The sequence below is a fragment of the uncultured Escherichia sp. genome, from assembly GCF_948475835.1.
Taxonomy (GTDB): Bacteria; Pseudomonadota; Gammaproteobacteria; order Enterobacterales; family Enterobacteriaceae; genus ECMA0423.
Window position 1 is genome coordinate 15,339 of sequence record NZ_CAOLGM010000005.1, and the last position, 26,351, is coordinate 41,689.

The 26,351-nt window shown below is 49.6% G+C and carries 29 protein-coding genes and 1 pseudogene; 13 read left to right on the forward strand and 17 right to left on the reverse strand.

The features are described from left to right. Positions 1 to 23 precede the first annotated feature (23 nt). The 3 genes from znuA (at position 24) to lpxM (ending at position 3,385) form a co-directional block, all read left to right on the forward strand. On the forward strand, positions 24 to 956 hold the full coding sequence (znuA, locus tag QZF50_RS01900) for a zinc ABC transporter substrate-binding protein ZnuA (RefSeq protein ID WP_001342995.1): 933 nt from the start codon (positions 24 to 26) through the stop codon (positions 954 to 956). A gap of 15 nt (positions 957 to 971) precedes the next feature. Continuing rightward, a complete protein-coding gene (gene mepM, locus QZF50_RS01905) occupies positions 972 to 2,294 on the forward strand; it encodes a murein DD-endopeptidase MepM (RefSeq protein WP_001184045.1) in 1,323 nt (440 codons plus the stop codon). Between the two features lie 119 nt (positions 2,295 to 2,413). Beyond that, complete coding sequence (lpxM, locus tag QZF50_RS01910) at positions 2,414 to 3,385, forward strand: lauroyl-Kdo(2)-lipid IV(A) myristoyltransferase (RefSeq protein WP_000448381.1); 972 nt, start codon at positions 2,414 to 2,416, stop codon at positions 3,383 to 3,385. A gap of 130 nt (positions 3,386 to 3,515) precedes the next feature. Here the strand turns inward: lpxM and pyk are convergent, their stop codons facing one another. Together pyk and hexR are read right to left on the reverse strand one after the other, a co-directional pair. Continuing rightward, positions 3,516 to 4,958 (reverse strand): pyruvate kinase, encoded by a 1,443-nt coding sequence (gene pyk / locus QZF50_RS01915; RefSeq protein WP_000091176.1) that lies wholly within the window; start codon positions 4,956 to 4,958, stop codon positions 3,516 to 3,518. A gap of 127 nt (positions 4,959 to 5,085) precedes the next feature. Beyond that, positions 5,086 to 5,955, reverse strand: coding sequence for a DNA-binding transcriptional regulator HexR (hexR, locus tag QZF50_RS01920; RefSeq protein ID WP_001056694.1), 870 nt, complete (start codon positions 5,953 to 5,955; stop codon positions 5,086 to 5,088). Between the two features lie 337 nt (positions 5,956 to 6,292). Here hexR and zwf point away from each other — a divergent pair, with 337 nt between their 5' ends. The 3 genes from zwf (at position 6,293) to kdgA (ending at position 10,492) form a co-directional block, all read left to right on the forward strand. After that, complete coding sequence (gene zwf / locus QZF50_RS01925; RefSeq protein WP_000301720.1) at positions 6,293 to 7,768, forward strand: glucose-6-phosphate dehydrogenase; 1,476 nt, start codon at positions 6,293 to 6,295, stop codon at positions 7,766 to 7,768. 234 nt (positions 7,769 to 8,002) lie between these two features. Next, entirely contained in the window at positions 8,003 to 9,814 is a 1,812-nt protein-coding gene (edd, locus tag QZF50_RS01930; protein ID WP_001069467.1) for a phosphogluconate dehydratase, read from the forward strand. Positions 9,815 to 9,850: 36 nt separating this feature from the next. Continuing rightward, positions 9,851 to 10,492: a bifunctional 4-hydroxy-2-oxoglutarate aldolase/2-dehydro-3-deoxy-phosphogluconate aldolase gene (gene kdgA, locus QZF50_RS01935; RefSeq protein ID WP_000800512.1), complete on the forward strand. Its 642-nt coding sequence runs from the start codon at positions 9,851 to 9,853 to the stop codon at positions 10,490 to 10,492. 55 nt (positions 10,493 to 10,547) lie between these two features. Here kdgA and purT read toward each other — a convergent pair whose 3' ends face one another. Next, complete coding sequence (purT, locus tag QZF50_RS01940) at positions 10,548 to 11,726, reverse strand: formate-dependent phosphoribosylglycinamide formyltransferase (protein ID WP_000173511.1); 1,179 nt, start codon at positions 11,724 to 11,726, stop codon at positions 10,548 to 10,550. Between the two features lie 133 nt (positions 11,727 to 11,859). Between purT and yebG the strand changes: the two genes are divergently transcribed. The 4 genes from yebG (at position 11,860) to ptrB (ending at position 15,828) form a co-directional block, all read left to right on the forward strand. Then, entirely contained in the window at positions 11,860 to 12,150 is a 291-nt protein-coding gene (gene yebG / locus QZF50_RS01945; protein ID WP_000257738.1) for a DNA damage-inducible protein YebG, read from the forward strand. Between the two features lie 66 nt (positions 12,151 to 12,216). Continuing rightward, positions 12,217 to 12,573, forward strand: a complete 357-nt coding sequence (gene yebF / locus QZF50_RS01950; protein WP_001295500.1) for a protein YebF — start codon at positions 12,217 to 12,219, stop codon at positions 12,571 to 12,573. Between the two features lie 326 nt (positions 12,574 to 12,899). Next, entirely contained in the window at positions 12,900 to 13,559 is a 660-nt protein-coding gene (locus tag QZF50_RS01955) for a tellurite resistance TerB family protein (protein ID WP_000024745.1), read from the forward strand. A 208-nt stretch (positions 13,560 to 13,767) separates the two neighbouring features. Next, positions 13,768 to 15,828: an oligopeptidase B gene (gene ptrB / locus QZF50_RS01960; protein WP_000936915.1), complete on the forward strand. Its 2,061-nt coding sequence runs from the start codon at positions 13,768 to 13,770 to the stop codon at positions 15,826 to 15,828. Here ptrB and exoX read toward each other — a convergent pair. The 3 genes from exoX to holE form a co-directional block, all read right to left on the reverse strand. After that, entirely contained in the window at positions 15,825 to 16,487 is a 663-nt protein-coding gene (gene exoX / locus QZF50_RS01965) for an exodeoxyribonuclease X (protein WP_000944256.1), read from the reverse strand. The two genes, ptrB and exoX, sit on opposite strands and share 4 nt — an antisense overlap. Before the next feature lie 23 nt (positions 16,488 to 16,510). Next, a complete protein-coding gene (gene yobB / locus QZF50_RS01970) occupies positions 16,511 to 17,167 on the reverse strand; it encodes a carbon-nitrogen hydrolase family protein YobB (RefSeq protein ID WP_000011652.1) in 657 nt (218 codons plus the stop codon). Between the two features lie 101 nt (positions 17,168 to 17,268). Then, positions 17,269 to 17,499 carry a DNA polymerase III subunit theta gene (gene holE, locus QZF50_RS01975; protein ID WP_000916763.1) on the reverse strand — a complete coding sequence of 77 codons (231 nt, stop codon included), beginning with the start codon at positions 17,497 to 17,499 and terminating at the stop codon, positions 17,269 to 17,271. A gap of 138 nt (positions 17,500 to 17,637) precedes the next feature. Here holE and yobA point away from each other — a divergent pair, with 138 nt between their 5' ends. Genes yobA through QZF50_RS01990 form a run of 3 tightly spaced genes read left to right on the forward strand, consistent with a single transcriptional unit; the run spans position 17,638 to position 19,242 of the window. Then, positions 17,638 to 18,012 carry a CopC domain-containing protein YobA gene (yobA, locus tag QZF50_RS01980; protein ID WP_000204699.1) on the forward strand — a complete coding sequence of 125 codons (375 nt, stop codon included), beginning with the start codon at positions 17,638 to 17,640 and terminating at the stop codon, positions 18,010 to 18,012. A 3-nt stretch (positions 18,013 to 18,015) separates the two neighbouring features. Continuing rightward, a complete protein-coding gene (gene copD, locus QZF50_RS01985; protein ID WP_061892384.1) occupies positions 18,016 to 18,888 on the forward strand; it encodes a copper homeostasis membrane protein CopD in 873 nt (290 codons plus the stop codon). 12 nt (positions 18,889 to 18,900) lie between these two features. Then, the gene (locus QZF50_RS01990) at positions 18,901 to 19,242 is read left to right on the forward strand and encodes a YebY family protein (protein WP_000976492.1); all 342 of its coding nucleotides are present in this window, start codon (positions 18,901 to 18,903) and stop codon (positions 19,240 to 19,242) included. Between the two features lie 392 nt (positions 19,243 to 19,634). Here QZF50_RS01990 and QZF50_RS01995 read toward each other — a convergent pair whose 3' ends face one another. The 11 genes and pseudogenes from QZF50_RS01995 to kilR all read right to left on the reverse strand — a co-directional run bounded on the left by QZF50_RS01995 (position 19,635) and on the right by kilR (position 26,073). Next, the gene (locus tag QZF50_RS01995; RefSeq protein ID WP_001189085.1) at positions 19,635 to 20,711 is read right to left on the reverse strand and encodes a tyrosine-type recombinase/integrase; all 1,077 of its coding nucleotides are present in this window, start codon (positions 20,709 to 20,711) and stop codon (positions 19,635 to 19,637) included. Further along, positions 20,677 to 20,958 (reverse strand): excisionase, encoded by a 282-nt coding sequence (locus QZF50_RS02000; protein ID WP_001311878.1) that lies wholly within the window; start codon positions 20,956 to 20,958, stop codon positions 20,677 to 20,679. Before QZF50_RS02000 ends, QZF50_RS01995 begins: the two co-directional genes overlap by 35 nt. A gap of 106 nt (positions 20,959 to 21,064) precedes the next feature. Beyond that, on the reverse strand, positions 21,065 to 21,253 hold the full coding sequence (locus tag QZF50_RS02005; protein ID WP_024165285.1) for a DUF1187 family protein: 189 nt from the start codon (positions 21,251 to 21,253) through the stop codon (positions 21,065 to 21,067). Next, positions 21,246 to 21,440, reverse strand: a complete 195-nt coding sequence (gene ralR, locus QZF50_RS02010; protein WP_001307771.1) for a type I toxin-antitoxin system endodeoxyribonuclease toxin RalR — start codon at positions 21,438 to 21,440, stop codon at positions 21,246 to 21,248. The genes QZF50_RS02005 and ralR overlap by 8 nt, the downstream gene beginning before the upstream one ends. Before the next feature lie 32 nt (positions 21,441 to 21,472). After that, the gene (locus QZF50_RS02015) at positions 21,473 to 22,153 is read right to left on the reverse strand and encodes a lambda exonuclease family protein (protein ID WP_000186708.1); all 681 of its coding nucleotides are present in this window, start codon (positions 22,151 to 22,153) and stop codon (positions 21,473 to 21,475) included. Next, complete coding sequence (gene bet / locus QZF50_RS02020; RefSeq protein WP_001484907.1) at positions 22,150 to 22,935, reverse strand: phage recombination protein Bet; 786 nt, start codon at positions 22,933 to 22,935, stop codon at positions 22,150 to 22,152. The genes QZF50_RS02015 and bet overlap by 4 nt, the downstream gene beginning before the upstream one ends. 5 nt (positions 22,936 to 22,940) lie before the next feature. Then, entirely contained in the window at positions 22,941 to 23,237 is a 297-nt protein-coding gene (locus QZF50_RS02025; RefSeq protein WP_290388815.1) for a host-nuclease inhibitor Gam family protein, read from the reverse strand. 163 nt (positions 23,238 to 23,400) lie between these two features. After that, positions 23,401 to 25,230: pseudogene (locus tag QZF50_RS02030) on the reverse strand (RecE family exodeoxyribonuclease); the annotation flags it as partial. 101 nt (positions 25,231 to 25,331) lie between these two features. Continuing rightward, positions 25,332 to 25,607 carry a hypothetical protein gene (locus QZF50_RS02035; protein ID WP_001484827.1) on the reverse strand — a complete coding sequence of 92 codons (276 nt, stop codon included), beginning with the start codon at positions 25,605 to 25,607 and terminating at the stop codon, positions 25,332 to 25,334. A gap of 74 nt (positions 25,608 to 25,681) precedes the next feature. Beyond that, positions 25,682 to 25,858, reverse strand: coding sequence for a YdaE family protein (locus QZF50_RS02040; protein ID WP_061892283.1), 177 nt, complete (start codon positions 25,856 to 25,858; stop codon positions 25,682 to 25,684). Next, complete coding sequence (kilR, locus tag QZF50_RS02045; RefSeq protein WP_000560226.1) at positions 25,852 to 26,073, reverse strand: killing protein KilR; 222 nt, start codon at positions 26,071 to 26,073, stop codon at positions 25,852 to 25,854. The genes QZF50_RS02040 and kilR overlap by 7 nt, the downstream gene beginning before the upstream one ends. Between the last annotated feature and the right edge of the window lie 278 nt (positions 26,074 to 26,351).

Here is a 26,351-nt window from a genome sequence, read left to right on the forward strand (position 1 = left end):
TCATTACGATGATTGGTCGCATTATGTTACATAAAAAAACGCTTCTTTTCGCAGCATTATCCGCCGCTCTCTGGGGAGGTGCAACACAGGCCGCAGATGCCGCCGTTGTCGCTTCGCTTAAACCCGTTGGGTTCATCGCTTCTGCCATTGCTGATGGTGTAACAGAAACGGAGGTTTTACTGCCTGACGGCGCTTCAGAACATGATTATTCACTGCGTCCATCGGATGTAAAACGCTTACAGAACGCGGACTTAGTCGTTTGGGTTGGCCCGGAGATGGAAGCGTTTATGCAAAAACCGGTAAGTAAATTACCAGAAGCGAAACAGGTAACGATTGCACAGCTAGAAGATGTGAAACCGCTACTGATGAAAAGTATTCACGGCGATGATGATGATCACGACCACGCGGAAAAAAGTGACGAAGATCACCATCACGGCGATTTCAACATGCATCTTTGGCTTTCCCCAGAGATAGCGCGGGCTACAGCGGTTGCAATCCATGGAAAATTAGTGGAACTTATGCCGCAAAGTCGAGCCAAACTTGACGCCAACCTGAAGGATTTTGAGGCACAATTAGCCTCAACCGAAACGCAGGTTGGTAACGAGCTCGCGCCGCTCAAGGGGAAAGGTTATTTCGTTTTTCACGATGCTTACGGCTATTTCGAAAAACAGTTTGGACTGACACCGCTTGGTCATTTTACCGTTAACCCTGAGATTCAACCTGGCGCGCAGCGTTTACATGAAATAAGAACACAGTTGGTTGAGCAAAAAGCAACCTGCGTTTTTGCTGAGCCACAGTTCAGGCCAGCGGTCGTTGAGAGCGTCGCACGAGGGACATCCGTTCGTATGGGAACGTTGGATCCCCTGGGGACGAATATCAAACTGGGTAAAACAAGCTATTCAGAATTCCTGAGTCAATTAGCCAACCAGTATGCGAGCTGCCTGAAAGGAGATTAATGAGGAAGTGATTACGTGCAACAGATAGCCCGCTCTGTCGCCCTGGCGTTTAATAATTTACCGCGACCACACCGCGTTATGTTGGGGTCGCTCACCGTTCTTACTCTGGCCGTCGCTGTCTGGCGGCCCTATGTTTATCACCGCGATGCCACGCCAATTGTCAAAACCATTGAGCTGGAACAGAACGAAATTCGTTCGCTCTTACCTGAAGCCAGTGAGCCGATTGATCAAGCTGCACAAGAAGATGAAGCCATTCCCCAGGACGAACTGGATGACAAAATCGCCGGTGAAGCGGGCGTGCATGAATATGTTGTTTCCACTGGCGATACGCTAAGCAGCATTCTCAATCAGTATGGTATTGATATGGGTGATATCACCCAACTGGCTGCTGCCGACAAAGAATTGCGTAACCTGAAAATCGGTCAACAACTCTCCTGGACATTAACCGCGGACGGCGAACTGCAGCGCCTCACCTGGGAAGTGTCTCGTCGTGAAACCCGAACCTATGACCGTACTGCCGCTAACGGTTTTAAAATGACCAGCGAAATGCAGCAAGGAGAGTGGGTTAACAATCTGCTGAAAGGTACCGTCGGGGGGAGCTTTGTTGCCAGCGCCAGAAACGCCGGTTTAACCAGCGCCGAAGTGAGCGCAGTGATTAAAGCCATGCAGTGGCAAATGGATTTCCGCAAACTGAAAAAAGGCGATGAATTTGCGGTATTAATGTCTCGAGAAATGCTTGATGGTAAACGTGAGCAAAGCCAGCTGCTGGGCGTACGTTTGCGTTCAGAAGGTAAAGATTATTACGCTATCCGCGCTGAAGATGGCAAATTCTACGATCGTAACGGTACTGGTCTGGCGAAAGGATTCTTGCGATTCCCGACGGCGAAACAGTTCCGTATCTCGTCTAACTTTAACCCGCGTCGTACTAATCCGGTGACCGGTCGCGTTGCACCACACAGAGGTGTTGATTTCGCCATGCCGCAGGGTACGCCAGTGCTTTCAGTGGGTGACGGTGAAGTGGTGGTTGCCAAACGCAGTGGCGCAGCAGGTTATTATGTGGCTATTCGTCATGGTCGCAGCTACACCACGCGTTATATGCACTTGCGCAAGATTCTGGTGAAACCGGGACAGAAGGTGAAACGTGGCGACCGTATCGCGCTTTCCGGTAATACCGGACGTTCAACCGGGCCGCATCTGCACTATGAAGTATGGATAAACCAGCAGGCCGTAAACCCGCTGACGGCAAAACTGCCGCGTACCGAAGGGCTGACCGGCTCCGATCGTCGCGAATTCCTGGCGCAGGCCAAAGAGATTGTGCCGCAGCTACGGTTTGATTAATTAACATCCATTCGCAGCCGGTACGCAGTCAGTACCGGCTTTTTTTATTTGGTGCGGGGCAAGTTGCGCCGCTACACTATCACCAGATTGATTTTTGCCTTATCCGAAACTGGAAAAGCATGGAAACGAAAAAAAATAATAGCGAATACATTCCTGAGTTTGATAAATCCTTTCGCCACCCGCGCTACTGGGGAGCATGGCTGGGCGTAGCAGCGATGGCGGGTATCGCTTTAACGCCGCCAAAGTTCCGTGATCCCATTCTGGCACGGCTGGGACGTTTTGCCGGACGACTGGGAAAAAGCTCACGCCGTCGTGCGTTAATCAATCTGTCGCTCTGCTTTCCAGAACGTAGTGAAGCTGAACGCGAAGCGATTGTTGATGAGATGTTTGCCACCGCGCCGCAAGCGATGGCAATGATGGCTGAGTTGGCAATACGCGGGCCGGAGAAAATTCAGCCGCGCGTTGACTGGCAAGGGCTGGAGATCATCGAAGAGATGCGGCGTAATAACGAGAAAGTTATCTTTCTGGTGCCGCACGGTTGGGCCGTCGATATTCCTGCCATGCTGATGGCCTCGCAAGGGCAGAAAATGGCAGCGATGTTCCATAATCAGGGCAACCCGGTTTTTGATTATGTCTGGAACACGGTGCGTCGTCGTTTTGGCGGTCGTCTGCATGCGAGAAATGATGGTATTAAACCATTCATCCAGTCGGTACGTCAGGGCTACTGGGGATATTATTTACCCGATCAGGATCATGGCCCTGAGCACAGCGAATTTGTTGATTTCTTTGCCACCTATAAAGCGACGTTGCCCGCGATTGGTCGTTTGATGAAAGTGTGCCGTGCGCGCGTTGTTCCGCTGTTTCCGATTTATGATGGCAAGACGCACCGTCTGACGATTCAGGTGCGCCCACCGATGGATGATCTGTTAGAGGCGGATGATCATACGATTGCGCGGCGGATGAATGAAGAAGTCGAGATTTTTGTTGGTCCGCGACCAGAACAATACACCTGGATACTAAAATTGCTGAAAACTCGCAAACCGGGCGAAATCCAGCCGTATAAGCGCAAAGATCTTTATCCCATCAAATAAAAAAGCCTCTCGCGAGGAGAGGCCTTCGCCTGATGATAAGTTCAAGTTTGCTTCAGAATATTCGAAATCTGTTGAACTATCATTGAACTGTAGGCCGGATGTGGCGTTTTCGCCGCATCCGGCAACGTACTTACTCTACCGTTAAAATACGCGTGGTATTAGTAGAACCCACGGTACTCATCACGTCGCCCTGGGTGACAATCACCAGGTCACCAGACATCAAGTAACCTTTATCGCGCAGCAGATTAACCGCTTCGCTGGCAGCTGCTACGCCGTCATTAGCGCTATCAAAGTGCACCGGCGTAACGCCACGATAGAGAGCAGTCAGGTTCAGCGTACGTTCATGGCGCGACATGGCGAAAATTGGTAGACCAGAGCTGATACGGGAGGTCATCAGCGCGGTACGACCCGATTCGGTCATGGTAATGATCGCCGTAACGCCTTTCAGGTGGTTAGCTGCGTACATTGCTGACATGGCAATAGCTTCTTCCACATTGTCGAACTGAACGTCCAGACGGTGTTTAGAAACGTTGATGCTCGGGATTTTTTCCGCACCCAGGCAAACGCGCGCCATGGCTGCAACAGTTTCTGACGGATACTGCCCTGCGGCAGTTTCTGCAGACAGCATCACAGCGTCAGTACCATCCAGAACGGCGTTTGCTACGTCCATGACTTCTGCACGCGTCGGCATCGGGTTAGTAATCATTGACTCCATCATCTGGGTCGCCGTGATTACCGCTCGGTTTAGCTGACGCGCACGACGGATCAACGCTTTCTGAATGCCGACCAGTTCCGGGTCGCCAATTTCCACACCGAGGTCGCCACGTGCAACCATTACCACGTCAGAGGCGAGGATGATGTCATCCATTGCATCCTGGCTGCAAACGGCTTCCGCACGTTCAACCTTGGCAACAATTTTCGCATCACATCCTGCATCGCGTGCCAGCCGACGGGCATAGTTCAGATCTTCGCCACAGCGTGGGAAGGAGACAGCCAGGTAATCTACGCCAATCAACGCCGCAGTCTTAATGTCTGCTTTGTCTTTTTCGGTCAGCGCTTCAGCCGACAAACCGCCGCCAAGTTTGTTGATACCTTTATTGTTGGAGAGGGGACCACCGACGGTGACTTCGGTGAACACTTTCATGCCCTGAACTTCCAGTACTTTTAACTGGACGCGACCATCGTCCAGCAGCAGGATGTCACCAGGCACGACGTCAGCAGGCAGGCCTTTGTAGTCGATACCGACTTTTTCTTTGTCGCCTTCACCTTTACCCAGGTTGGCGTCGAGCAGGAATTTATCCCCAATATTGAGGAAAACTTTGCCTTCTTTAAAGGTGGATACACGGATTTTGGGCCCCTGGAGGTCACCCAGAATAGCCACATGACGCCCCAGTCTTGCGGCAATCTCACGAACTTTATCCGCGCGCATTTTGTGATCTTCAGGCGAGCCGTGAGAAAAGTTCATACGTACAACGTTGGCACCCGCCGCGATAACTTTTTCAAGATTATTATCGCGATCTGTTGCTGGGCCTAACGTGGTAACGATTTTTGTTCTGCGAAGCCTTCTGGACATGTAATACTCCGTTGACTGAAACAACCAGGTGTTGCTTGAACATGAAATCCGAATGAAATAACGCCGCGATGGCGATAAATTAATCTCATTCGGATGTCGTATAAGATTAGGACAGTGACAGTCGTTTTTAGCGATCGTCACTTAAATTAAGTAACTGCTTATCAAAACGCGATTCCTTCAGCGCTTCCTTGACCCGCTTCAAGTTATCTCTGAATTTTGCACCGCGTCGCAAAGTAAATCCTGTCGCCAGCACATCTATCACGGTCAGCTGTGCAAGTCGAGAAACCATGGGCATATAAATGTCAGTATCTTCCGGTACGTCGAGGGTAATTGCCAGCGTTGCTTCCCGGGCGAGCGGGGTACCCGCAGAGGTGAGGGCAATCACCATTGCGTCGTTTTCGCGAGCCAGCTGCGCCAGCTCGACCAGATTTTTTGTTCTTCCAGTGTGAGAAATCAGCACCACCACGTCTCCGTCGCTACAATTCATACAACTCATGCGTTGCAGCACGATATCATCGGAGTACACCACCGGAACATTAAAACGAAAGAACTTATTCATCGCATCGTGGGCAACGGCGGCTGAAGAGCCTAATCCGAAAAAGGCGATTTTTTTTGCCTGAGTGAGCAAGTCGACGGCGCGGTTGATGGCAGATTTATCCAGTGAATGACGGACATGATCAAGCGTTGCCATTGCGGACTCAAATATTTTCCCTGTGTATGATTCAACGCTGTCATCTTCATTGACATTGCGATTAACATAGGGAGTGCCATTCGCCAGACTTTGTGCCAGATGAAGTTTAAAATCAGGAAAACCGCGCGTGTCCATGCTGCGACAGAAACGATTCACCGTCGGTTCGCTAACATTGGCTTCCAGCGCCAGAGCAGCAATACTCGAATGGATCGCGTTATCGGGCGAAGCCAGAATGACCTCGGCAACTTTGCGCTCTGATTTGCTCAAATGTTCCAGCTGAGACTGGATTTTTTCCAGCATATTCATGATGTAAAGAAACTCACGGGTAATGACGATTTCCGCACTGAAAGAAATCGAAATGTAGTTTTGTCAGATATTACGCCTGTGTGCTGTGTTAATGACAAAAGCAGATAAAAAAGTTGTTATTTTTTTTCATAACATGATCAGTGTCAGATTTTTACCCAATGGAAAACGATGATTTTTTTATCAGTTTTGCCGCACTTTGCGCGCTTTTCCCGTAATCGCACGGGTGGATAAGCGTTTACAGTTTTCGCAAGCTCGTAAAAGCAGTACAGTGCACCGTAAGAAAATTACAAGTATACCCTGGCTTAAGTACCGGGTTAGTTAACTTAAGGAGAATGACATGGCGGTAACGCAAACAGCCCAGGCCTGTGACCTGGTCATTTTCGGCGCGAAAGGCGACCTTGCGCGTCGTAAATTGCTGCCTTCCCTGTATCAACTGGAAAAAGCCGGTCAGCTCAACCCGGACACCCGGATTATCGGCGTAGGGCGTGCTGACTGGGATAAAGCGGCATATACCAAAGTTGTCCGCGAGGCGCTCGAAACTTTCATGAAAGAAACCATTGATGAAGGTTTATGGGACACCCTGAGTGCACGTCTGGATTTTTGTAATCTCGATGTCAATGACACTGCTGCATTCAACCGTCTCGGCGCGATGCTGGATCAAAAAAATCGTATCACCATTAACTACTTTGCCATGCCGCCTAGCACTTTTGGCGCAATTTGCAAAGGGCTTGGCGAGGCAAAACTGAATGCTAAACCGGCACGCGTAGTCATGGAGAAACCGCTGGGGACGTCGCTGGCGACCTCGCAGGAAATCAATGATCAGGTTGGCGAATACTTCGAGGAGTGCCAGGTTTACCGTATCGACCACTATCTTGGTAAAGAAACGGTGCTGAACCTGTTGGCGCTGCGTTTTGCTAACTCCCTGTTTGTGAATAACTGGGACAATCGCACCATTGATCATGTTGAGATTACCGTGGCAGAAGAAGTGGGGATCGAAGGGCGCTGGGGCTATTTTGATAAAGCCGGTCAGATGCGTGACATGATTCAGAACCACCTGCTACAAATTCTCTGCATGATTGCGATGTCTCCGCCATCTGACCTGAGCGCAGACAGCATCCGCGATGAAAAAGTGAAAGTACTGAAGTCCCTGCGCCGCATCGACCGCTCCAACGTACGCGAAAAAACCGTACGCGGGCAATATACTGCGGGCTTCGCCCAGGGCAAAAAAGTGCCGGGATATCTGGAAGAAGAGGGCGCGAACAAGAGCAGCAATACAGAAACCTTCGTAGCGATCCGCGTCGACATTGATAACTGGCGCTGGGCCGGTGTGCCATTCTACCTTCGTACTGGTAAACGTCTGCCGACCAAATGTTCTGAAGTCGTGGTCTATTTCAAAACACCTGAACTGAATCTGTTTAAAGAATCGTGGCAGGATCTGCCGCAGAATAAACTGACTATCCGTCTGCAACCTGATGAAGGCGTGGATATCCAGGTACTGAATAAAGTTCCTGGCCTTGACCACAAACATAACCTGCAAATCACCAAGCTGGATCTGAGCTATTCAGAAACCTTTAATCAGACGCATCTGGCGGATGCCTATGAACGTTTGCTGCTGGAAACCATGCGTGGTATTCAGGCACTGTTTGTTCGTCGCGACGAAGTGGAAGAAGCCTGGAAATGGGTAGACTCCATTACTGAGGCGTGGGCGATGGACAATGATGCGCCGAAACCGTATCAGGCCGGAACCTGGGGACCCGTTGCCTCGGTGGCGATGATTACCCGTGATGGTCGTTCCTGGAATGAGTTTGAGTAATATCTGCGCTTATCCTTTATGGTTATTTTACCGGTAACATGATCTTGCACAGATTGTAGAACAATTTTTACACTTTCAGGCCTCGTGCGGATTCACCCACGAGGCTTTTTTTATTACACTGACTGAAACGTTTTTGCCCTATGAGCTCCGGTTACAGGCGTTTCAGTCATAAATCCTCTGAATGAAACGCGTTGTGAATCATCCTGCTCTGACAACTCAATTTCAGGAGCCTTTATGAATCCACAATTGTTACGCGTAACAAATCGAATCATTGAACGTTCGCGCGAGACTCGCTCTGCTTATCTCGCCCGGATAGAACAAGCGAAAACTTCGACCGTTCATCGTTCGCAGTTGGCATGCGGTAACCTGGCACACGGTTTCGCTGCCTGCCAGCCAGAAGACAAAGCCTCTTTGAAAAGCATGTTGCGTAACAATATCGCCATCATCACCTCCTATAACGACATGCTCTCCGCGCACCAGCCTTATGAACACTATCCAGAAATCATTCGTAAAGCCCTGCATGAAGCGAATGCGGTTGGTCAGGTTGCGGGCGGTGTTCCGGCGATGTGTGATGGTGTCACCCAGGGGCAGGATGGAATGGAATTGTCGCTGCTAAGCCGCGAAGTGATAGCGATGTCTGCGGCGGTCGGGCTGTCCCATAACATGTTTGATGGTGCTCTGTTCCTCGGTGTGTGCGACAAGATTGTCCCGGGTCTGACGATGGCAGCCCTGTCGTTTGGTCATTTGCCTGCGGTGTTTGTGCCGTCTGGACCGATGGCAAGCGGTTTGCCAAATAAAGAAAAAGTGCGTATTCGCCAGCTTTATGCCGAAGGTAAAGTGGACCGCATGGCCTTACTGGAGTCAGAAGCCGCGTCTTACCATGCGCCGGGAACATGTACTTTCTACGGTACTGCCAACACCAACCAGATGGTGGTGGAATTTATGGGGATGCAGTTGCCAGGCTCTTCTTTTGTTCATCCGGATTCTCCGCTGCGCGATGCTTTGACCGCTGCCGCTGCGCGTCAGGTTACACGCATGACCGGTAATGGTAATGAATGGATGCCGATCGGTAAGATGATCGATGAGAAAGTGGTGGTGAACGGTATCGTTGCACTGCTGGCGACCGGTGGTTCCACTAACCACACCATGCACCTGGTGGCGATGGCGCGCGCGGCCGGTATTCAGATTAACTGGGATGACTTCTCTGACCTTTCTGATGTTGTACCGCTGATGGCACGTCTCTACCCGAACGGTCCGGCCGATATTAACCACTTCCAGGCGGCAGGTGGCGTACCGGTTCTGGTGCGTGAACTGCTCAAAGCAGGCCTGCTGCATGAAGATGTCAATACGGTGGCAGGCTTTGGTCTGTCTCGTTATACCCTTGAACCATGGCTGAATAATGGTGAACTGGACTGGCGGGAAGGGGCGGAAAAATCACTCGACAGCAATGTGATCGCTTCCTTCGAACAACCTTTCTCTCATCATGGTGGGACAAAAGTGTTAAGCGGTAACCTGGGCCGTGCGGTTATGAAAACCTCTGCCGTGCCGGTTGAGAACCAGGTGATTGAAGCGCCAGCGGTTGTTTTTGAAAGCCAGCATGACGTTATGCCGGCCTTTGAAGCGGGTTTGCTGGACCGCGATTGTGTCGTTGTTGTCCGTCATCAGGGGCCAAAAGCGAACGGAATGCCAGAATTACATAAACTCATGCCGCCACTTGGTGTATTATTGGACCGGTGTTTCAAAATTGCGTTAGTTACCGATGGACGACTCTCCGGCGCTTCAGGTAAAGTGCCGTCAGCTATCCACGTAACACCAGAAGCCTACGATGGCGGGCTGCTGGCAAAAGTGCGCGACGGGGACATCATTCGTGTGAATGGACAGACAGGCGAACTGACGCTGCTGGTAGACGAAGCGGAACTGGCTGCTCGCGAACCGCACATTCCTGACCTGAGCGCGTCACGCGTGGGGACAGGACGTGAATTATTCAGCGCCTTGCGTGAAAAACTGTCCGGTGCCGAACAGGGCGCAACCTGTATCACTTTTTAAGACGACAAATTTGTAATCAGGCGAGAGAAAACTCTGATGAAAAACTGGAAAACAAGTGCAGAATCAATCCTGACCACCGGCCCGGTTGTACCGGTTATCGTGGTAAAAAAACTGGAACACGCAGTGCCGATGGCAAAAGCGTTGGTTGCTGGTGGGGTGCGCGTTCTGGAAGTGACTCTGCGTACCGAGTGTGCAGTTGACGCTATCCGTGCTATCGCCAAAGAAGTGCCTGAAGCGATTGTGGGTGCCGGTACGGTGCTGAATCCACAGCAGCTGGCAGAAGTCACTGAAGCGGGTGCACAGTTCGCAATTAGCCCGGGTCTGACCGAGCCGCTGCTGAAAGCTGCTACCGAAGGGACTATTCCTCTAATTCCGGGGATCAGCACTGTTTCCGAACTGATGCTGGGTATGGACTACGGTTTGAAAGAGTTCAAATTCTTCCCGGCTGAAGCTAACGGCGGCGTGAAAGCCCTGCAGGCGATCGCGGGTCCGTTCTCCCAGGTCCGTTTCTGCCCGACGGGTGGTATTTCTCCGGCTAACTACCGTGACTACCTGGCGCTGAAAAGCGTGCTGTGCATCGGTGGTTCCTGGCTGGTTCCGGCAGATGCGCTGGAAGCGGGCGATTACGACCGCATTACTAAGCTGGCGCGTGAAGCTGTAGAAGGCGCTAAGCTGTAAAAGTCAAAACGCCCGATCTACGATCGGGCATTTTTGTAGCGTTTTTTTGCCGGGTTTAACCCTGTACTTTTACCTGTCCGGCGGCGTGCTTCGCGCGTTCAATGGCGTCAACAACACTCTCAGCGGTCGCCAGCGCAACACCCAGACGACGGCTGCCATCAATTTCCGGCTTACCAAATAAACGAATCTGCAAATCTGCGCCTACGGCATTCTGCACATTATCAAACGTGACATTCTGACTGGTCAGTTGTGGCAGAATAACGGCAGAAGCTGCAGGACCATACTGACGGATCCCGCCAACAGGAAGTCCGAGGAAGGCACGTACATGCAGGGCAAACTCTGAGAGATCTTGAGAAATTAACGTCACCATCCCGGTATCATGTGGACGAGGGGAGACCTCACTGAAAATCACCTCATCACCACAGACAAACAGCTCGACACCAAACAGACCATAACCGCCCAGTGCCAGCACCACTTTACGGGCAATCTCCTGCGCACGTTCAAGGGCAAGCGGGCTCATTTGCTGTGGTTGCCAGGATTCACGGTAGTCGCCATCTTCCTGGCGATGACCTACTGGTGCACAGAAATGGACGCCATCCACCGCGCTGACGGTTAGCAGGGTAATTTCGAAGTCAAACTTAACGACGCCTTCAACAATTACGCGGCCCGCTCCGGCGCGACCGCCTTGCTGAGCGTATTCCCATGCCTGAGCAAGTTGCTCTGCAGAGCGAATAAACGTCTGCCCCTTGCCGGAAGAGCTCATCACCGGTTTTACAATGCAGGGATAGCCAATGGCGGCAACCGCCTCGCGGAAAAGGCTTTCGCTATCGGCAAAACGATAAGTGGAAGTGGGCAGCTGCAGCTCTTCTGCCGCCAGGCGACGGATACCCTCGCGATTCATCGTTAATTTCGTTGCGCGAGCGCAGGGGACAACATTCAGTCCTTCCTCTTCAAGTTGGATCAGCATATCGGTGGCAATAGCTTCGATCTCCGGCACGATATAATGTGGTTTTTCCAGTTCAACCACACGGCGTAATGCATCACCATCAAGCATATTAATGACATGGGAGCGATGCGCGACATGCATGGCTGGTGCGTCGGAATAGCGATCGACGGCAATCACCTCTACGCCGAGACGCTGACACTCGATTGCCACTTCTTTACCCAGTTCACCGGAGCCTAATAACATCACGCGAGTTGCTGCCGGACGCAGCGCAGTGCCTAATAACGTCATAACGAATATCCCCTGATTAATTCCGCGCGCAGTATAAACGAAAACGTTTGCGTGTGTCTTTATTGCTGATGTTGATTTCTCAACCGAAAAGAAATATACTGTATAAAATCACAGTTATTATGAGAGGCTGCAAATGGCGGTTGAAGTTAAATACGTAGTCATTCGTGAGGGCGAAGAGAAAATGTCGTTTACCAGCAAAAAGGAAGCCGATGCTTATGACAAAATGCTTGATACGGCGGATCTGCTTGACACCTGGCTGACAAATTCTCCAGTGCAAATGGAAGACGAGCAACGTGAAGCCCTTTCGCTATGGCTGGCAGAACAAAAAGATGTGCTGAGCACCATTCTGAAAACCGGCAAATTACCGTCCCCACAGGTCGTCGGTGCTGAATCCGAAGAGGAAGATGCCTCACACGCGGCCTGAAGCAACTTGCGCTCCTGACAATTTGTACCATGCTTTCTCCTGAATCATTGTGCTATGGAGAAAAACATGAAAAAAAGAGGGGCGTTTTTAGGGCTGTTGTTGGTTTCTGCCTGCGCATCAGTTTTCGCTGCCAATAATGAAACCAGCAAGTCGGTCACTTTCCCAAAGTGTGAAGGGCTGGATGCTGCCGGAATTGCCGCGAGCGTAAAACGTGATTATCAACAAAATCGCGTGGCGCGCTGGGCAGATGATCAAAAAATTGTCGGTCAGGCCGATCCCGTGGCTTGGGTCAGTTTGCAGGACATTCAGGGTAAAGATGATAAATGGTCAGTACCGCTAACCGTGCGTGGTAAAAGTGCCGATATTCATTACCAGGTCAGCGTGGACTGCAAAGCGGGAATGGCGGAATATCAGCGGCGTTAATGGCTTCTGATAATTCGATTGACCGTTGGCGGATGCGGCGCGAGTGCCTTGTCCGCCCCAGAACGCACCACAATCGTAGGCCTGAGAAGACGCAACAGCGTCGCATCGGGCAATCAGCATCAAACAATGCCACTCAAAACGACAAACTACTTTCACCTAAAATACCCTTATCACCTGATATACAGTAAATACCTTACCTGGCGCGAATTTCTTTGAATAACGGCCTACCGCCCCGCTTATTTGCGCATCTTTTGTCTCGATATACATTTTCTGACATCCTCATCCGCTATGCTACAGGCACTAAAAATGGTTATTGAGGAGCAAATATGGCTAACTGGTTAAATCAACTGCAATCCCTGCTTGGGCAAAGCAGTTCTTCTACCTCCTCGTCTGCGGATCAGGGATTGGGCAAACTGTTAGTGCCAGGCGCATTAGGCGGACTGGCTGGGCTGCTGGTCGCAAATAAATCAGCACGTAAACTTCTTACGAAATATGGCACCAACGCGTTACTGGTTGGCGGCGGAGCGGTAGCGGGTACGGTGCTGTGGAATAAATACAAAGATAAAATTCGCGCGGCGCATCAGGACGAACCGCAGTTTGGCGCGCAAAGTACGCCGCTGGATGAGCGTACAGAACGTTTGATCCTTGCGCTGGTCTTTGCCGCTAAAAGTGATGGTCATATTGATGCCAAAGAACGTGCGGCAATCGACCAGCAATTGCGTGAAGCCGGCGTGGAAGAGCAGGGGCGTGTACTCATTGAGCAGGCAATCGAACAACCGCTGGATCCACAACGCCTGGCTACCGGGGTCCGCAATGAAGAAGAGGCGCTGGAAATCTATTTCCTGAGTTGCGCGGCTATTGATATTGACCATTTTATGGAACGCAGTTACCTGAATGCACTGGGTGACGCGCTGAAAATCCCCCAGGATGTTCGTGACGGCATTGAACGCGATCTCGAACAGCAAAAACGCACTTTGGCGGAATAATTCCGCTCTCTGGATAGTCTGAAGTTGAATATTTCGGGCTATCCAGAACCGCACAGCCATTTGAACAGACTGATTTTCTCTGTCTGCATAACATTCGATATCCGCGCCATTACCTGTCATCATCTAAGCAATGACTCCCCTGTTTCGCTTGCATCCCCGGTGAGTTTTGCCACCCTTATAGGATGTTTCAACCAGAAAGAACAATAACATGCTACCAAAAGCCGCCCGCATTCCCCACGCCATGACGCTTCATGGCGATACGCGCATCGATAATTACTACTGGCTGCGGGACGATACGCGTTCTCAGCCAGAAGTCCTGGACTACCTGCAACAAGAAAATAGTTACGGTCATCGGGTGATGGCCTCACAACAAGCCTTGCAGGATCGCATCTTAAAGGAAATCATCGACCGCATTCCGCAACGAGAAGTTTCTGCGCCCTACATCAAAAATGGCTACCGCTATCGGCATATTTATGAACCAGGCTGTGAATATGCTATCTACCAGCGTCAATCGGCGTTCAGTGAAGAGTGGGACGAGTGGGAAATATTGCTCGATGCCAACAAGCGCGCGGCTCATAGTGAGTTTTATTCGATGGGCGGAATGGCGATTACGCCCGATAACACCATTATGGCGCTGGCAGAAGATTTTCTTTCCCGACGCCAGTACGGCATTCGTTTTCGTAATCTGGAAACAGGTAACTGGTACCCGGAACTGCTGGATAACGTTGAACCCAGCTTTGTCTGGGCAAATGACTCCTGGACTTTCTACTATGTTCGCAAGCATCCGGTGACGCTGCTGCCTTATCAGGTCTGGCGTCACGCCATCGGTACGCCAGCATCGCAAGATAAACTGATCTACGAAGAAAAAGACGATACCTATTACGTCAGCCTGCATAAAACGACCTCGAAGCACTATGTAGTCATTCATTTGGCCAGCGCCACCACCAGTGAAGTTCGCCTGCTGGACGCGGAAATGGCCGATGCCGAGCCGTTTGTTTTTCTGCCGCGCCGCAAAGATCACGAATACAGCCTTGATCACTACCAGCATCGTTTTTATCTGCGTTCCAACCGCCACGGCAAAAACTTTGGCTTATACCGTACCCGTATGCGTGATGAGCAACAGTGGGAAGAGTTAATTCCGCCACGCGAAAACATCATGCTGGAAGGGTTTACGCTGTTTACCGACTGGCTGGTGGTTGAAGAGCGTCAGCGCGGGTTAACCAGTTTGCGCCAAATTAACCGCAAGACCCGGGAAGTCATTGGTATTGCCTTTGATGATCCAGCCTATGTGACCTGGATTGCCTACAATCCAGAACCTGAAACCGCGCGATTGCGTTATGGTTATTCTTCCATGACCACACCAGACACTTTGTTTGAACTGGATATGGATACCGGTGAGCGTCGTGTATTAAAACAAACAGAAGTGCCCGGTTTTGATGCGGCGAATTACCGCAGTGAACACCTGTGGATAGTCGCCCGTGATGGCGTCGAAGTTCCGGTTTCGTTGGTCTACCATCGCAAACATTTTCGCAAAGGACACAACCCGTTGCTGGTGTATGGCTATGGTTCTTACGGCGCAAGTATTGATGCCGATTTCAGTTTTAGCCGCTTGAGTTTGTTAGATCGTGGCTTTGTCTACGCCATTGTCCATGTTCGCGGCGGTGGTGAGCTGGGGCAACAATGGTACGAAGACGGAAAATTTCTGAAGAAGAAAAATACGTTTAATGATTATCTTGATGCCTGCGATGCATTGTTAAAACTGGGCTATGGCTCTCCTTCGCTTTGTTATGCGATGGGCGGGAGTGCGGGGGGCATGTTGATGGGCGTTGCAATTAATCAACGCCCGGAATTATTCCACGGCGTTATCGCCCAGGTACCGTTTGTTGATGTTGTAACAACGATGCTTGATGAATCAATTCCTCTTACCACTGGTGAGTTTGAAGAGTGGGGTAACCCGCAGGATCCGCAATATTACGAGTACATGAAAAGCTACAGCCCGTATGACAACGTCACCGCACAGGCTTATCCGCATTTACTGGTAACGACCGGTTTGCACGATTCTCAGGTGCAATATTGGGAACCGGCAAAATGGGTCGCTAAATTGCGCGAGCTGAAAACCGATGACCATCTTTTATTGCTCTGTACCGACATGGACTCAGGCCATGGCGGTAAATCTGGTCGCTTTAAATCGTACGAAGGCGTAGCGATGGAATATGCTTTTCTGGTCGCGCTGGCGCAGGGAACATTACCCGCTACGCCTGCGGACTAAGTATTTTCCAGATAATGTTTCAGTGTTAAACGCAGCTCCGGGCTCATGCTGTCCAGGTTATTAAATAACCAGCGCAGATAGCCCGGATCGCGTTCGGCAACGTCGGAAACCGCTTTGCCACGGTATTTGCCAAAGGTGAAGGTCGTCATCAACGACGGACGTCCGGTGATATCGGCCATCTGTTCTGCCGTCCAGCCGGAGGTGTTCATAATATCGATAAGCAACGCGGCGGTGATATAACAGTCATACAACGCGCGGTGATGATGCAGGCCCGGCGGCGTCTGTACATTGAGCTTGCGTGTTTTATATAACGCCATATTGCTGTACTTGATCCCAGGCCACAAACGACGGGCCAGTTTCATAGTGCAAATCCACTCACCGGGCATCTCAGGCAGTACGCGGCGGTCAAAGCTGGCGTTATGCGCGACATACCATTCACTACCGTAATAGTGTGGGATCACATCTTCAATCCACGGTTTATCGGCGACCATGGCTTCGGTGATGCGATGAATCGCCATCGCTTGTGGACTAATAGGACGATCGGGGCGCACCAGGTGGCTCATGGGGTTGACGATTTTTCCGTCAATGACATCAACAGAGGCAATCTCAACGATCCCTCCCTGCAAACCGCAGGTTTCTGTATCGATAATGCGCAACATGGCATGCTCCAGGCCGAAAAAGCCTAGCGTAATGGAATGATATCGCCTTGCCAACCCTGTGATGAACGCTGACCGACTAACAATAATGAACCACGATCGGCGCGAACGATGAGACGACCATATTCATCCCATAGTGCACTGTTACCACGGGCATTTGCCATCAGCACGGCAATCGAGTACTGATGTGAAAAAAATTGTAAGCGACGGGCCGACGCCAGCAGGTCGGGTTCTCCCAGACATTGCCCTGTAGTAAACAGTGAACAGGTCGGGTCCATATCCATACCTTCCGGTTGTTCATCGACCACCGTGATGGTTCTGGAACGACGACCCAGACATGCACCATGACTCTGATGGTAGATCCCAGGCGTTTTTCGCCACGGTGCGAACACCGCAATTCCACGAATAAAGCGATCGTTATATTCAACGGGAAGGCCGGCAATGATGGTCATTCGCCAGGTCGTTGCGGCATAACAAAGCGGGTCTAACAGTGAGAGATCGGGTGGGGCAGGAAGGGCACGTCGCGAATAATCACACCCCAGTAAAGAAAGCGATGGAAAAACTAACAGCTGACATTGTTGCCTGGCGGCGGCCCTCACAAACTCCAGATGATGAGCTACCTGTTCGGTGAGTGAGGTTTTACGAGGCTCATATTGCGCTGCTGCAACTTTCCAGAACGACATAATGACTTCCTTTTCAAAATGACTGCAAATTATGGGTGCGGTTTAGAAAATACTCATAATTTAGCAGGCGTTATGTAAGAAAGTGTAACTCTGTATAAGTTTTATTTAAGTTTGGGCTCGTAAGGTAAACGTGACAGATTGACCGAAGCCAAACGGTGGGCAATAAGCCGCTCGCGAAACCAGCTGCGCAAATGTTCAGGCTGTTCACGTTCAACCGCTTCAGCGATCACCGGCATATTGTAGCGTTCTTTAAATGCCACCCCGGCCGCCGCCAAATCGACATTCACTTTATCCATTTCTGTTTGATCCAGTTTAGCCAGATTCTTCAGCATTCTTAATCTCCTCATCATTCGCGGGCAAAAGTTACTAAGAGTGAGCCAGGATGGCAAGCCGGAATTGATGATCCTCGACTCAGACATTAGACAAGGTTATGCTCTGTAAAAAAGTTATTACAAAAAGGAATAGATAATATGACTTCAACTGCACGCTCCCTTCGCTACGCGCTGGCAATCCTGACCACTTCGTTGGTGACACCTTCCGTCTGGGCACATGCGCATTTAACGCATCAGTATCCTGCGGCAAACGCGCAAGTGACAGCTGCACCGCAGGCAATCACTTTAAACTTCTCGGAAGGTGTTGAAACAGGATTCAGTGGTGCAAAAATCACGGGGCCAAAAAACGAAAATATTAAAACATTACCGGCGAAGCGAAATGAGCAGGACCAAAAGCAACTGATTGTTCCACTGGCCGATTCGCTGAAACCCGGAACCTACATCGTTGACTGGCATGTTGTTTCGGTGGACGGGCATAAAACGAAAGGACACTACACCTTTAGCGTGAAATAAATCATGCTGGCGTTTACCTGGATCGCGCTGCGATTTATCCATTTCACCTCGCTGATGCTGGTCTTTGGCTTCGCAATGTACGGTGCCTGGCTGGCCCCCTTAACGATTCGTCGCTTGCTGGCGAAGCGTTTTCTGCGTTTACAACAGCACGCTGCCGTCTGGAGTTTGATCAGTGCCACTGCAATGCTCGCCGTTCAGGGCGGGTTGATGGGAACGGGATGGGCAGATGTATTTTCGCCAAACATTTGGCAGGCTGTTTTGCAAACGCAGTTTGGTGGCGTCTGGTTATGGCAAATTGTTCTCGCCCTCGTAACGTTGATCGTCGCCCTTATGCAACCGCGGAATGTGTCACGTTTGCTGTTTATGCTCACTACCGCGCAATTTATTCTGCTGGCGGGAGTGGGGCATGCGACGATGAATGAAGGGGTAACGGCGAAAATCCATCAGACTAATCACGCGATTCACCTGATTTGTGCGGCGGCGTGGTTTGGGGGATTACTGCCGGTGCTCTGGTGTATGCAACTCATCAAAGGCCGTTGGCGACACCAGGCCATTCAGGCGCTGATGCGTTTTTCCTGGTGCGGGCATTTTGCGGTGATCGGCGTACTGGCAAGCGGCGTGCTTAATGCATTGTTGATTACCGGATTTCCCTCCACGCTTACGACTTACTGGGGCCAACTCTTATTGCTCAAAGCCATCCTGGTGATGATTATGGTGGTCATTGCGCTGGCTAATCGTTATGTTCTTGTACCGCGCATGAGGCAAGATGAAGATCGTGCGGCACCCTGGTTTGAGTGGATGACTAAACTCGAATGGGCGATAGGTGCGGTAGTGCTGGTGATCATCAGCCTGCTTGCGACTCTCGAACCTTTTTGATGGATTACGAAAATGATGAAAAAAAGTATTCTGACGTTTCTGTTACTCACCAGTTCTGCAGCGGCGCTGGCTGCACCGCAGGTGATTACCGTCAGTCGTTTTGAAGTGGGTAAAGACAAATGGGCGTTTAATCGCGAAGAGGTGATGCTGACTTGCAGACCGGGTAATGCTTTGTATGTCATTAACCCAAGTACCCTCGTGCAGTATCCTTTAAACGATATCGCACAAAAGGAAGTTGCCAGTGGGAAGACTAAAGCCCAACCCATTTCGGTGATTCAGATTGATGATCCTAACAATCCCGGCGAAAAAATGAGTCTGGCACCGTTTATAGAACGAGCTGAAAAACTCTGTTAATTACCTAAAATAGCCTTTTGATTTCCAATAAAAAAACCGCCTCAGTTCTTTCACCAGAACGGGCGGTTTTTAACATTTCAGCTGATGACCACCACGCTTTTTATTGACCATTTTGCACGCAAACTGGAAAACCTGGCGTCGTCATCTATTCTTAAAGGGCAAGGCAACTAAGCCTGCATTAATGCCAACTTTTAGCGCACGGCTCTCTCCCAAGAGCCATTTCCCTGGACCGAATACAGGAATCGTATTCGGTCTCTTTTTAATTGTATTTAAAATCAATTAGTTGCAAGCGTCTCCCCGAAATTCCCCGAAATTTACTCGAATTTCTGTATTCCGGTCTTTTTTGGTTATATCACAACCAATATACATTTAACAATCCATTTACGTTAAAATCAGAGCAGTAAGTACGTTTTTTCTCGCTCATCAAGATACATTTTTGTTGTCTTCTCCGATGTGTGACCAAGTAGGCGCTGGGCAAATTCTTCTCCACATGTTTCTTTGTACAATCGTCCAGCCAGACTTCTGATCTCGTGAAAAGTTGGTGGGTTTTCACTGAACTGGATACCTGTTAATTTTCTGGCTGCGACAAATTTTTTTGTCAGGCCATCCGGGTGAATGCTGCCGTCAGGGCTGTTTTTTCTAATCCCGGCACTGATTAGATAATCTCCCCGGCTTACCAGGCGGCATCGTTCAACTACTGTACCAAGCCGTAGACCAGCGACAGGAAGGCTGAGTGACAGAGGGATAGCAATCATCATTCCTGTCTTAATTTGCCTGATGTGGAGACGGTCATCATAAATATCACTGAACCGCATATTCGTTATGTCTTCGCGACGTTGTCCTGTTACAAGGGCTAAATCCATAGCTAATGGGAACCATGCCGGAAGTTGATCTGCTGCCTCCCTGATGCAGTTGTATGTCTTTAGTTTCAGTCGTTCTCTTGTAACTACTATTTTCGGTGCTCTTGTTGGCGTGACTGGATTTTGAGATATACGTCCTTCAACAATGGCCTCGCGAAACATATCAGACAACACAGAACGCATTGATCCTGCCATTGTGTTTTTCCCTCCTTCAATCCACAAATCAAGAAACTCGGCAATATGGCGAGTGGTTATTTCTGTCAGTAAAATCTCTCCCAATTTTTCTTTTATTGTCTCCAGTTGATTTACCCGGATTTTATAAGTATTTCTGGACACTTTTCTCCTTATAAGAATCGTTTTGTAACGTTCAATCCAGTCTGCCATAGTAAATGAGTCGAACCCTTTAAGCTTTTCAATTAAGGCAGCAGGAGAGTAGTTTTTGTATATATAATGATTTGCTTCAATTGCCTGCGCTACTGCATCTCTTCTTGAAATTTTACCTAGTGTAAATTCTTCTTTCGTCAGAGGGTTGCGCCAGTAATATGCTTTGTCCCTCCTTCGATATGTTAAGTTTTTAGGCAAATTGGGATCGTATTTTTTCCGCTGCATGTTTTAACTTCTCCAGTAACGGACTGTCTCTCCCTTGTCGCCCATTAGGCTGATGGTGTGTTATATCGGTATCAACCTTATTTGGGTTGATATAGAAAGCCTCCGGAACCACCCTGTAACTCCTCCCGTGTAGTTCAGGTGCAGGATAAATGTTTCCATTCCTTGCCCATCGTCTCAGCGTTGATATTGATGGTGGATTATCCGGATATCTGAGTTTCCCCCACGTTTTGAGTGTCACAAGATTCATTGCCATACCTCTTACGATATGACCGCCAGTAAATATACAGAATACTGGCGGACGTGATTGATTTTTAATAATCAGCTATGAAGTTCTAATTTGGATATAATGCAACTCACGAGGACAGAAGTTTCTCGCAATTAAAATTTATCAGTTTTACTTTCTGCTCTCTGGAAACGCCTGCTTCTTTTTTCCCCGAGAGCATTTTTTCGCATTCCGATTTGGTTAACTTTGTTTTTGAGTACCTTGTCCAGTTAGTAGGAGTGCCACCTTCCTTTTCAATAGTGGCGGTAATTTTATACATGAACACCTCCATTATTATTTCCAGTGGTTCGTTTATTCCATCGTTCGAGTGCTTCTTTTTCACTTCCACCATAGCCGGTTCGGGATTCGCATCCGTTACACTTCGCGCGGTAATATCCTGAAATGGCTTTCACCGTTACTGATGGACAACCACAAAAAGGGCATGGTTTGACTTTTGTGTATCGCACTGGTTTTTCTCCTGTGAGCTTTGTGGCTGCGCTCATTTCCATTGCTCCCCAAATACAAAACCAATTTCAGCCAGTGCCTCGTCCATTTTTTCGATGAATTCTGGCACCATCTCGTCAAAACTCGCCATGTACTTTTCATCCCGCTCAACCACGACATAATGCAGGCCTTCACGCTTCATACGCGGGTCATAGTTGGCAAAGTACCAGGCATCTTTTTGCGTCACCCACATGCTGTACTGCACCTGGGCCATGTAAGCCGACTTTATGGCCTCGAAACCACCGAGCCGGAACTTCATGAAATCCCGGGAGGTGAACGGGCATTTCAGCTCAAGGCCGTTGCCGTCATTGCATAAACCATCGGGAGAGCAGGCGGTGCGCATAGTCTCGTCGCGATAGATGATCGGGGATTCAGTAACATCCACGCCGGAAGTAAACTCAAACAGGGCTCTGGCGTCGTTCTCGTACTGTTTTCCCCAGGCCAGCGCCTTAGCGTTAACTTCAGGAGCCACACCGGTGCAAACCTCGGCAAGCAAGGTGTGGAAGTAGGACATTTTCATGTCTGGCCACTTTTTTCCTGAGCGGGGTTTTGCTATCACGTTGTGAACGTCTGAAGCTGTGATGACACCTAGCCGTAATTTGTGCCACGCATCATCTCCCTGTTCGACAGTTATCACGTCGATCCCGGTACGCTGCAGGATAATGTCTGGTGTCATGCTGCCACCTTCTGCCCTGCGGCTTTCTGTTTCAGGAATCCAAGAGCTTTTACCGCCTCGGCTTGTGTCAGTTCTGACGATGCGCGAATGTCGCGGCGAAGTATCTGGGAACAGAGCGGCAATAAGTCCTCATCCCATGTTTTACCCAGGGCGATTAGCAGAGCGTTAATCTCCTGCATGGTTTCATCGTTAACCGGAGTGATGTCGCGTTCCGGCTGACTTTCCGCAGTGTATGCGGCGTTTTCGACAATGCGCTCGGCCTCATCCTTGTCATAGATGCCAGCAAATCCGAAGGCCAGACGGGCACACTGGATCATGGCTTTATGCCGTAACATCCGTTTGGGATGCGACTGCCACGGCCCCGTGATTTCTCTGCCTTCGCTGGTTTTGAATGGTGCGCGGCGGCATTCATCCATCCACTCGGTAACGCAGATCGGATGATTACGATCTTTGCGGTAAATCCGGCATGTACAGGATTCATTGTCCTGCTCAAAGTCCATGCCATCAAACTGCTGGTTTTCATTGATGATGCGTGACCAGCCATCAACGCCCACCACCGGAACGATACCGTTCTGCTTATCAGGGAAGGCGTAAATCTCTTTCGTCCACGGATTAAGGCCGTACTGGTTGGCGACGATCAGCAGTGCGATAAACTGCGCATCGCTGGCATTGCCTTTAAATGCCGTCTGGCGAAGAGTGGCGATCAGTTCCTGCGGGTCGACAGTATCCATGCCGACACGTTCAGCCAGCTTCCCGGCCAGTGTTGCAAGTGCTGTACTCATTTGTTTTATACCTCTGAATCAATATCAACCTGGTGACGAGCAATGGTTTCAACCATGTACCGGATGTGTTCTGCCATGCGTTCCTGAAATTCAACATCGTCATCAAATGCGCGACTGATTGCCTGTTTGCTGGCACCGTGGCGTTGCAAATGGTCGATGCAGAGCGATTCAAACAGGTGCTGAGGCAGACCTTTCTCCAGGTCGTCCGCCAGTTCCGTTTCTTTTTCTTCGCGAACGATCTTCTGGTAGTGGCGTGACCATGCCAGCTCTACAATGCGATCAAAAATCGGGCATGTGCTCATCATCTGTTACCCCAAAATTTTCAAGTTTGTTTGCGATCATCATTGCAATACCCGGAATTAATGGCGCTGAGGCTATTCCTGCAGGATTCGCACATAAACCGTAAACCGCCGCAATCACCACTTGTCTTTTCCAGTCGAGTTTTTCTAATGATGAAGCTGTTGCTTCGCCAGTTTCATCACTGCAATCGCGATGCGGATCGCTGCCAGCATTCTCCTTGTGTGGATGTTCAGCGCCTTCCATTTTCTCCGGCTCATTTTCCCGAACTTCAACCTGATTCTCGTCATCGAATGTTTCCTGATATGTTGCGTCGCCCATCACCGCACCACAGTCAGGGCAGTTATCCCCGTCAGACTGACCGCAGGCGGTGCAAACTTTCTCCGTTTCCTGTTGTTGCACTACTGGCTCAGGCTGTTCCGTTTCTGGCTCGTTCTGTTGCGTATTTTGGTCGTTCTGTTCCGTTTCTGGCTGATTCTGGTATATAGAGTCGCGGGTCTGGATCCCCTTAACCCATTTCGGATCATTCGGGTCGCTAATCCCTTCAACAAATTCTCCGCGAGAGGCAGCCAGTAATTTGTCTGTATCGACAGGATTTTTGGGCGGAATGTTTTTCCGGGCTTCATGGAGTTCTGCCCGCAGTTTCTGATATTTCGCATCAACAGAATTTACCTGTGACTGAGAATCCAGCGGCTGCGTGTCCTGATGATGTTCAGTTGCATCCGGTTCCACTGTTTCAGCCGTTGCCTGTTCATCTGCCATTGCGCAAGATGGTTGCAGTTTTTCTTCATCATCCTGTTTTTCTTCTTCTGTTACACGCTGCGGCATCGGGGCAGAGGAACGACCGCAGGCAATATCCACGATTTCTGGATCAGGGTTGGCATGATCAGTTTCAGTCAGTACTTTGTTCAGATATTCAGTGACGTGTGCGGGGATAACCTCGATCCCAATTGGTGCTTCTTTTACGGACGCAACCACGATGGCGCGGGAATAATCCAGCCCGCCAGGCATGGTGATGAATTTGTCGCGGAAAACAGAAAAGGGTGGTTTATTTTCAGCGATAATTTCCTCGACACGTTTAGCGTGTGCCGGATGAAGGTTATAAATGTCCACGTCCATTGAACGAGCCAGTACGCCAGTGGCTACGTCGCGCGCCAGTGACGTCAGATCGTGAACGAAACCTTCGCCGCGATCGGTGAGGTTCCCGCCGCCAGCATTAGCGCCGGAAGCCGTGCGCGTGATGCGTGAAACACGATTTCCTTTTCGCCATTCTTTTGTCAGAAGACCGCGATCAATGTGTTCGGTATCCAGCCAGGCTGAAATGAAATTCTTAAATTCATAGGGCTGATGTTTTTTCGTGATAGAGAACACTGCCTTAATTGCATCAGTCAGGCGGAGCAGGGCGGCATTATCCAGAGTTGTCGGTTCTGCCATGCTGCGTATGGCCAACAGCAGATTCTGGACATAGCTGTTTTCCTGATCCATCTCAAGAGCAGTAATGTGTTTGCGTTGTTCACGGGTGGCATGATGCAGGTATTTCCGATCCCCGGCTGCATACGTAAAAATGTGCAGAAGACGCTGTGTGAACCGCAAAGTGGCTACAGAGACTTCGCAATCCTGGCAATCCTCGTGGGCGTCTGCCTGCGCGTTTTCTTCCTGGCCTCCCGCCAGTTCTTTGGTTTCTTGAGCATTATCCTGGTGGTGAACGTCGTCTGGCGCTGCTCCCGGTTTTAGTTCCCAGGTCATGGAGTCTTTGCTGAGTTGATAGCGGTCACTCCAGGTAAAATCGATCTCACCTTCAGGGGGAAGGTCATTAACGACAGGAAAATTCGTGGCAACAGGTTTAAAATAGCTGCTCAGTTTTTTGCCTGACTTAACGAGCAGGTAGTCCAGAGTGGCACAGGTCGATTCAAAATCGTCGCTTGCCCACAGGACGACGTCAGGTTCACCGGATGATTTTTTCGCTTTCCGTAACAGGAAGAGTGGTTTTGTGCTCATTGTTTTTTAACCTCAACTCAGATTAAAATTCGTTTTGTTCAGTGAATGATCTTGCCGGATACACACTGTTCATAGCCTGCGTATGGCGCAGGCTATTTCTTTCAGATTTCACCGCCTAATTTCATTGCAATCAGAGTTGCCAGAAATCCGGCTTTTTTTTCTGCGGGCAGATTCTTTCCGATGTGAACCAGGCACATTTTTGTGACACCTTCATCAAGTGTTTTTACGTTGCCTGATGGACCGTCGATATCAACCACAGTGAATGGGGTTTCTTTATTTTCTGTTTTAATCACGTAGCCAATACGCTTTCCTTCCAGATTAACCTCGTGAACAATGTCATCGGTCGTTACAACAGTGGCTTCATAACTGGTAATCATGTTTTTCTCCTTAATTAAGGTTGAGCGAATCCCTGCCATTGCTGGCATAAATTTAGTTTCGGATAGTCAGTTAATTAAAGTTCGTGTGCCATCTGGTCTTTTTCGGCACAGATTTCACTACAATATTTTTTCACTTCCGTCGTTGGTATAACGCCACGCATGAAATGAAGTGGTCTTGTAATGATTTTGCTTTCTTCAATTTCTTTATTGCAAAGGTGATAAGCACATTTTATTTTCTTAGTTATTACCATGACTCCGCCTTTACAGGTAAACCATCACGACCGAGGAAGACTTTAATCATGCAGTCAGAAATGCATGTTTTTGTAGTCAGGCTACGAATATAAAGTTTTCGCTTTTTAATATTGTTTGCCGAGGCGATATATGTCCGACCTTCATGAAGAACATAATCGCCAGGGGTCACACACTGACGTGGTATTTCATCAGTTCCGAAGTGATGAGCAATCATAATTATCTCCATTTTTACAAATGAATTTTGTCGATACGGTGCCTGGTGCCTCCAGGTGACGTTAACCAGTTAACAATTAACGCCGGATAATCCACCCATAACACTGATGCTTTTAACTGTGCCGCGTGCGCTTAGCCGCATTCACCGCATCACAAAATTCACTTTAAAAAGGGGCGGCAGGGCAGCCACGGAGTAGAACTGATGCCGCCAAAGACTACACATAGCAATGTCGTTATTTACAACCGGAGGCGCACTCCCACCATTTAAATTTAACAGAC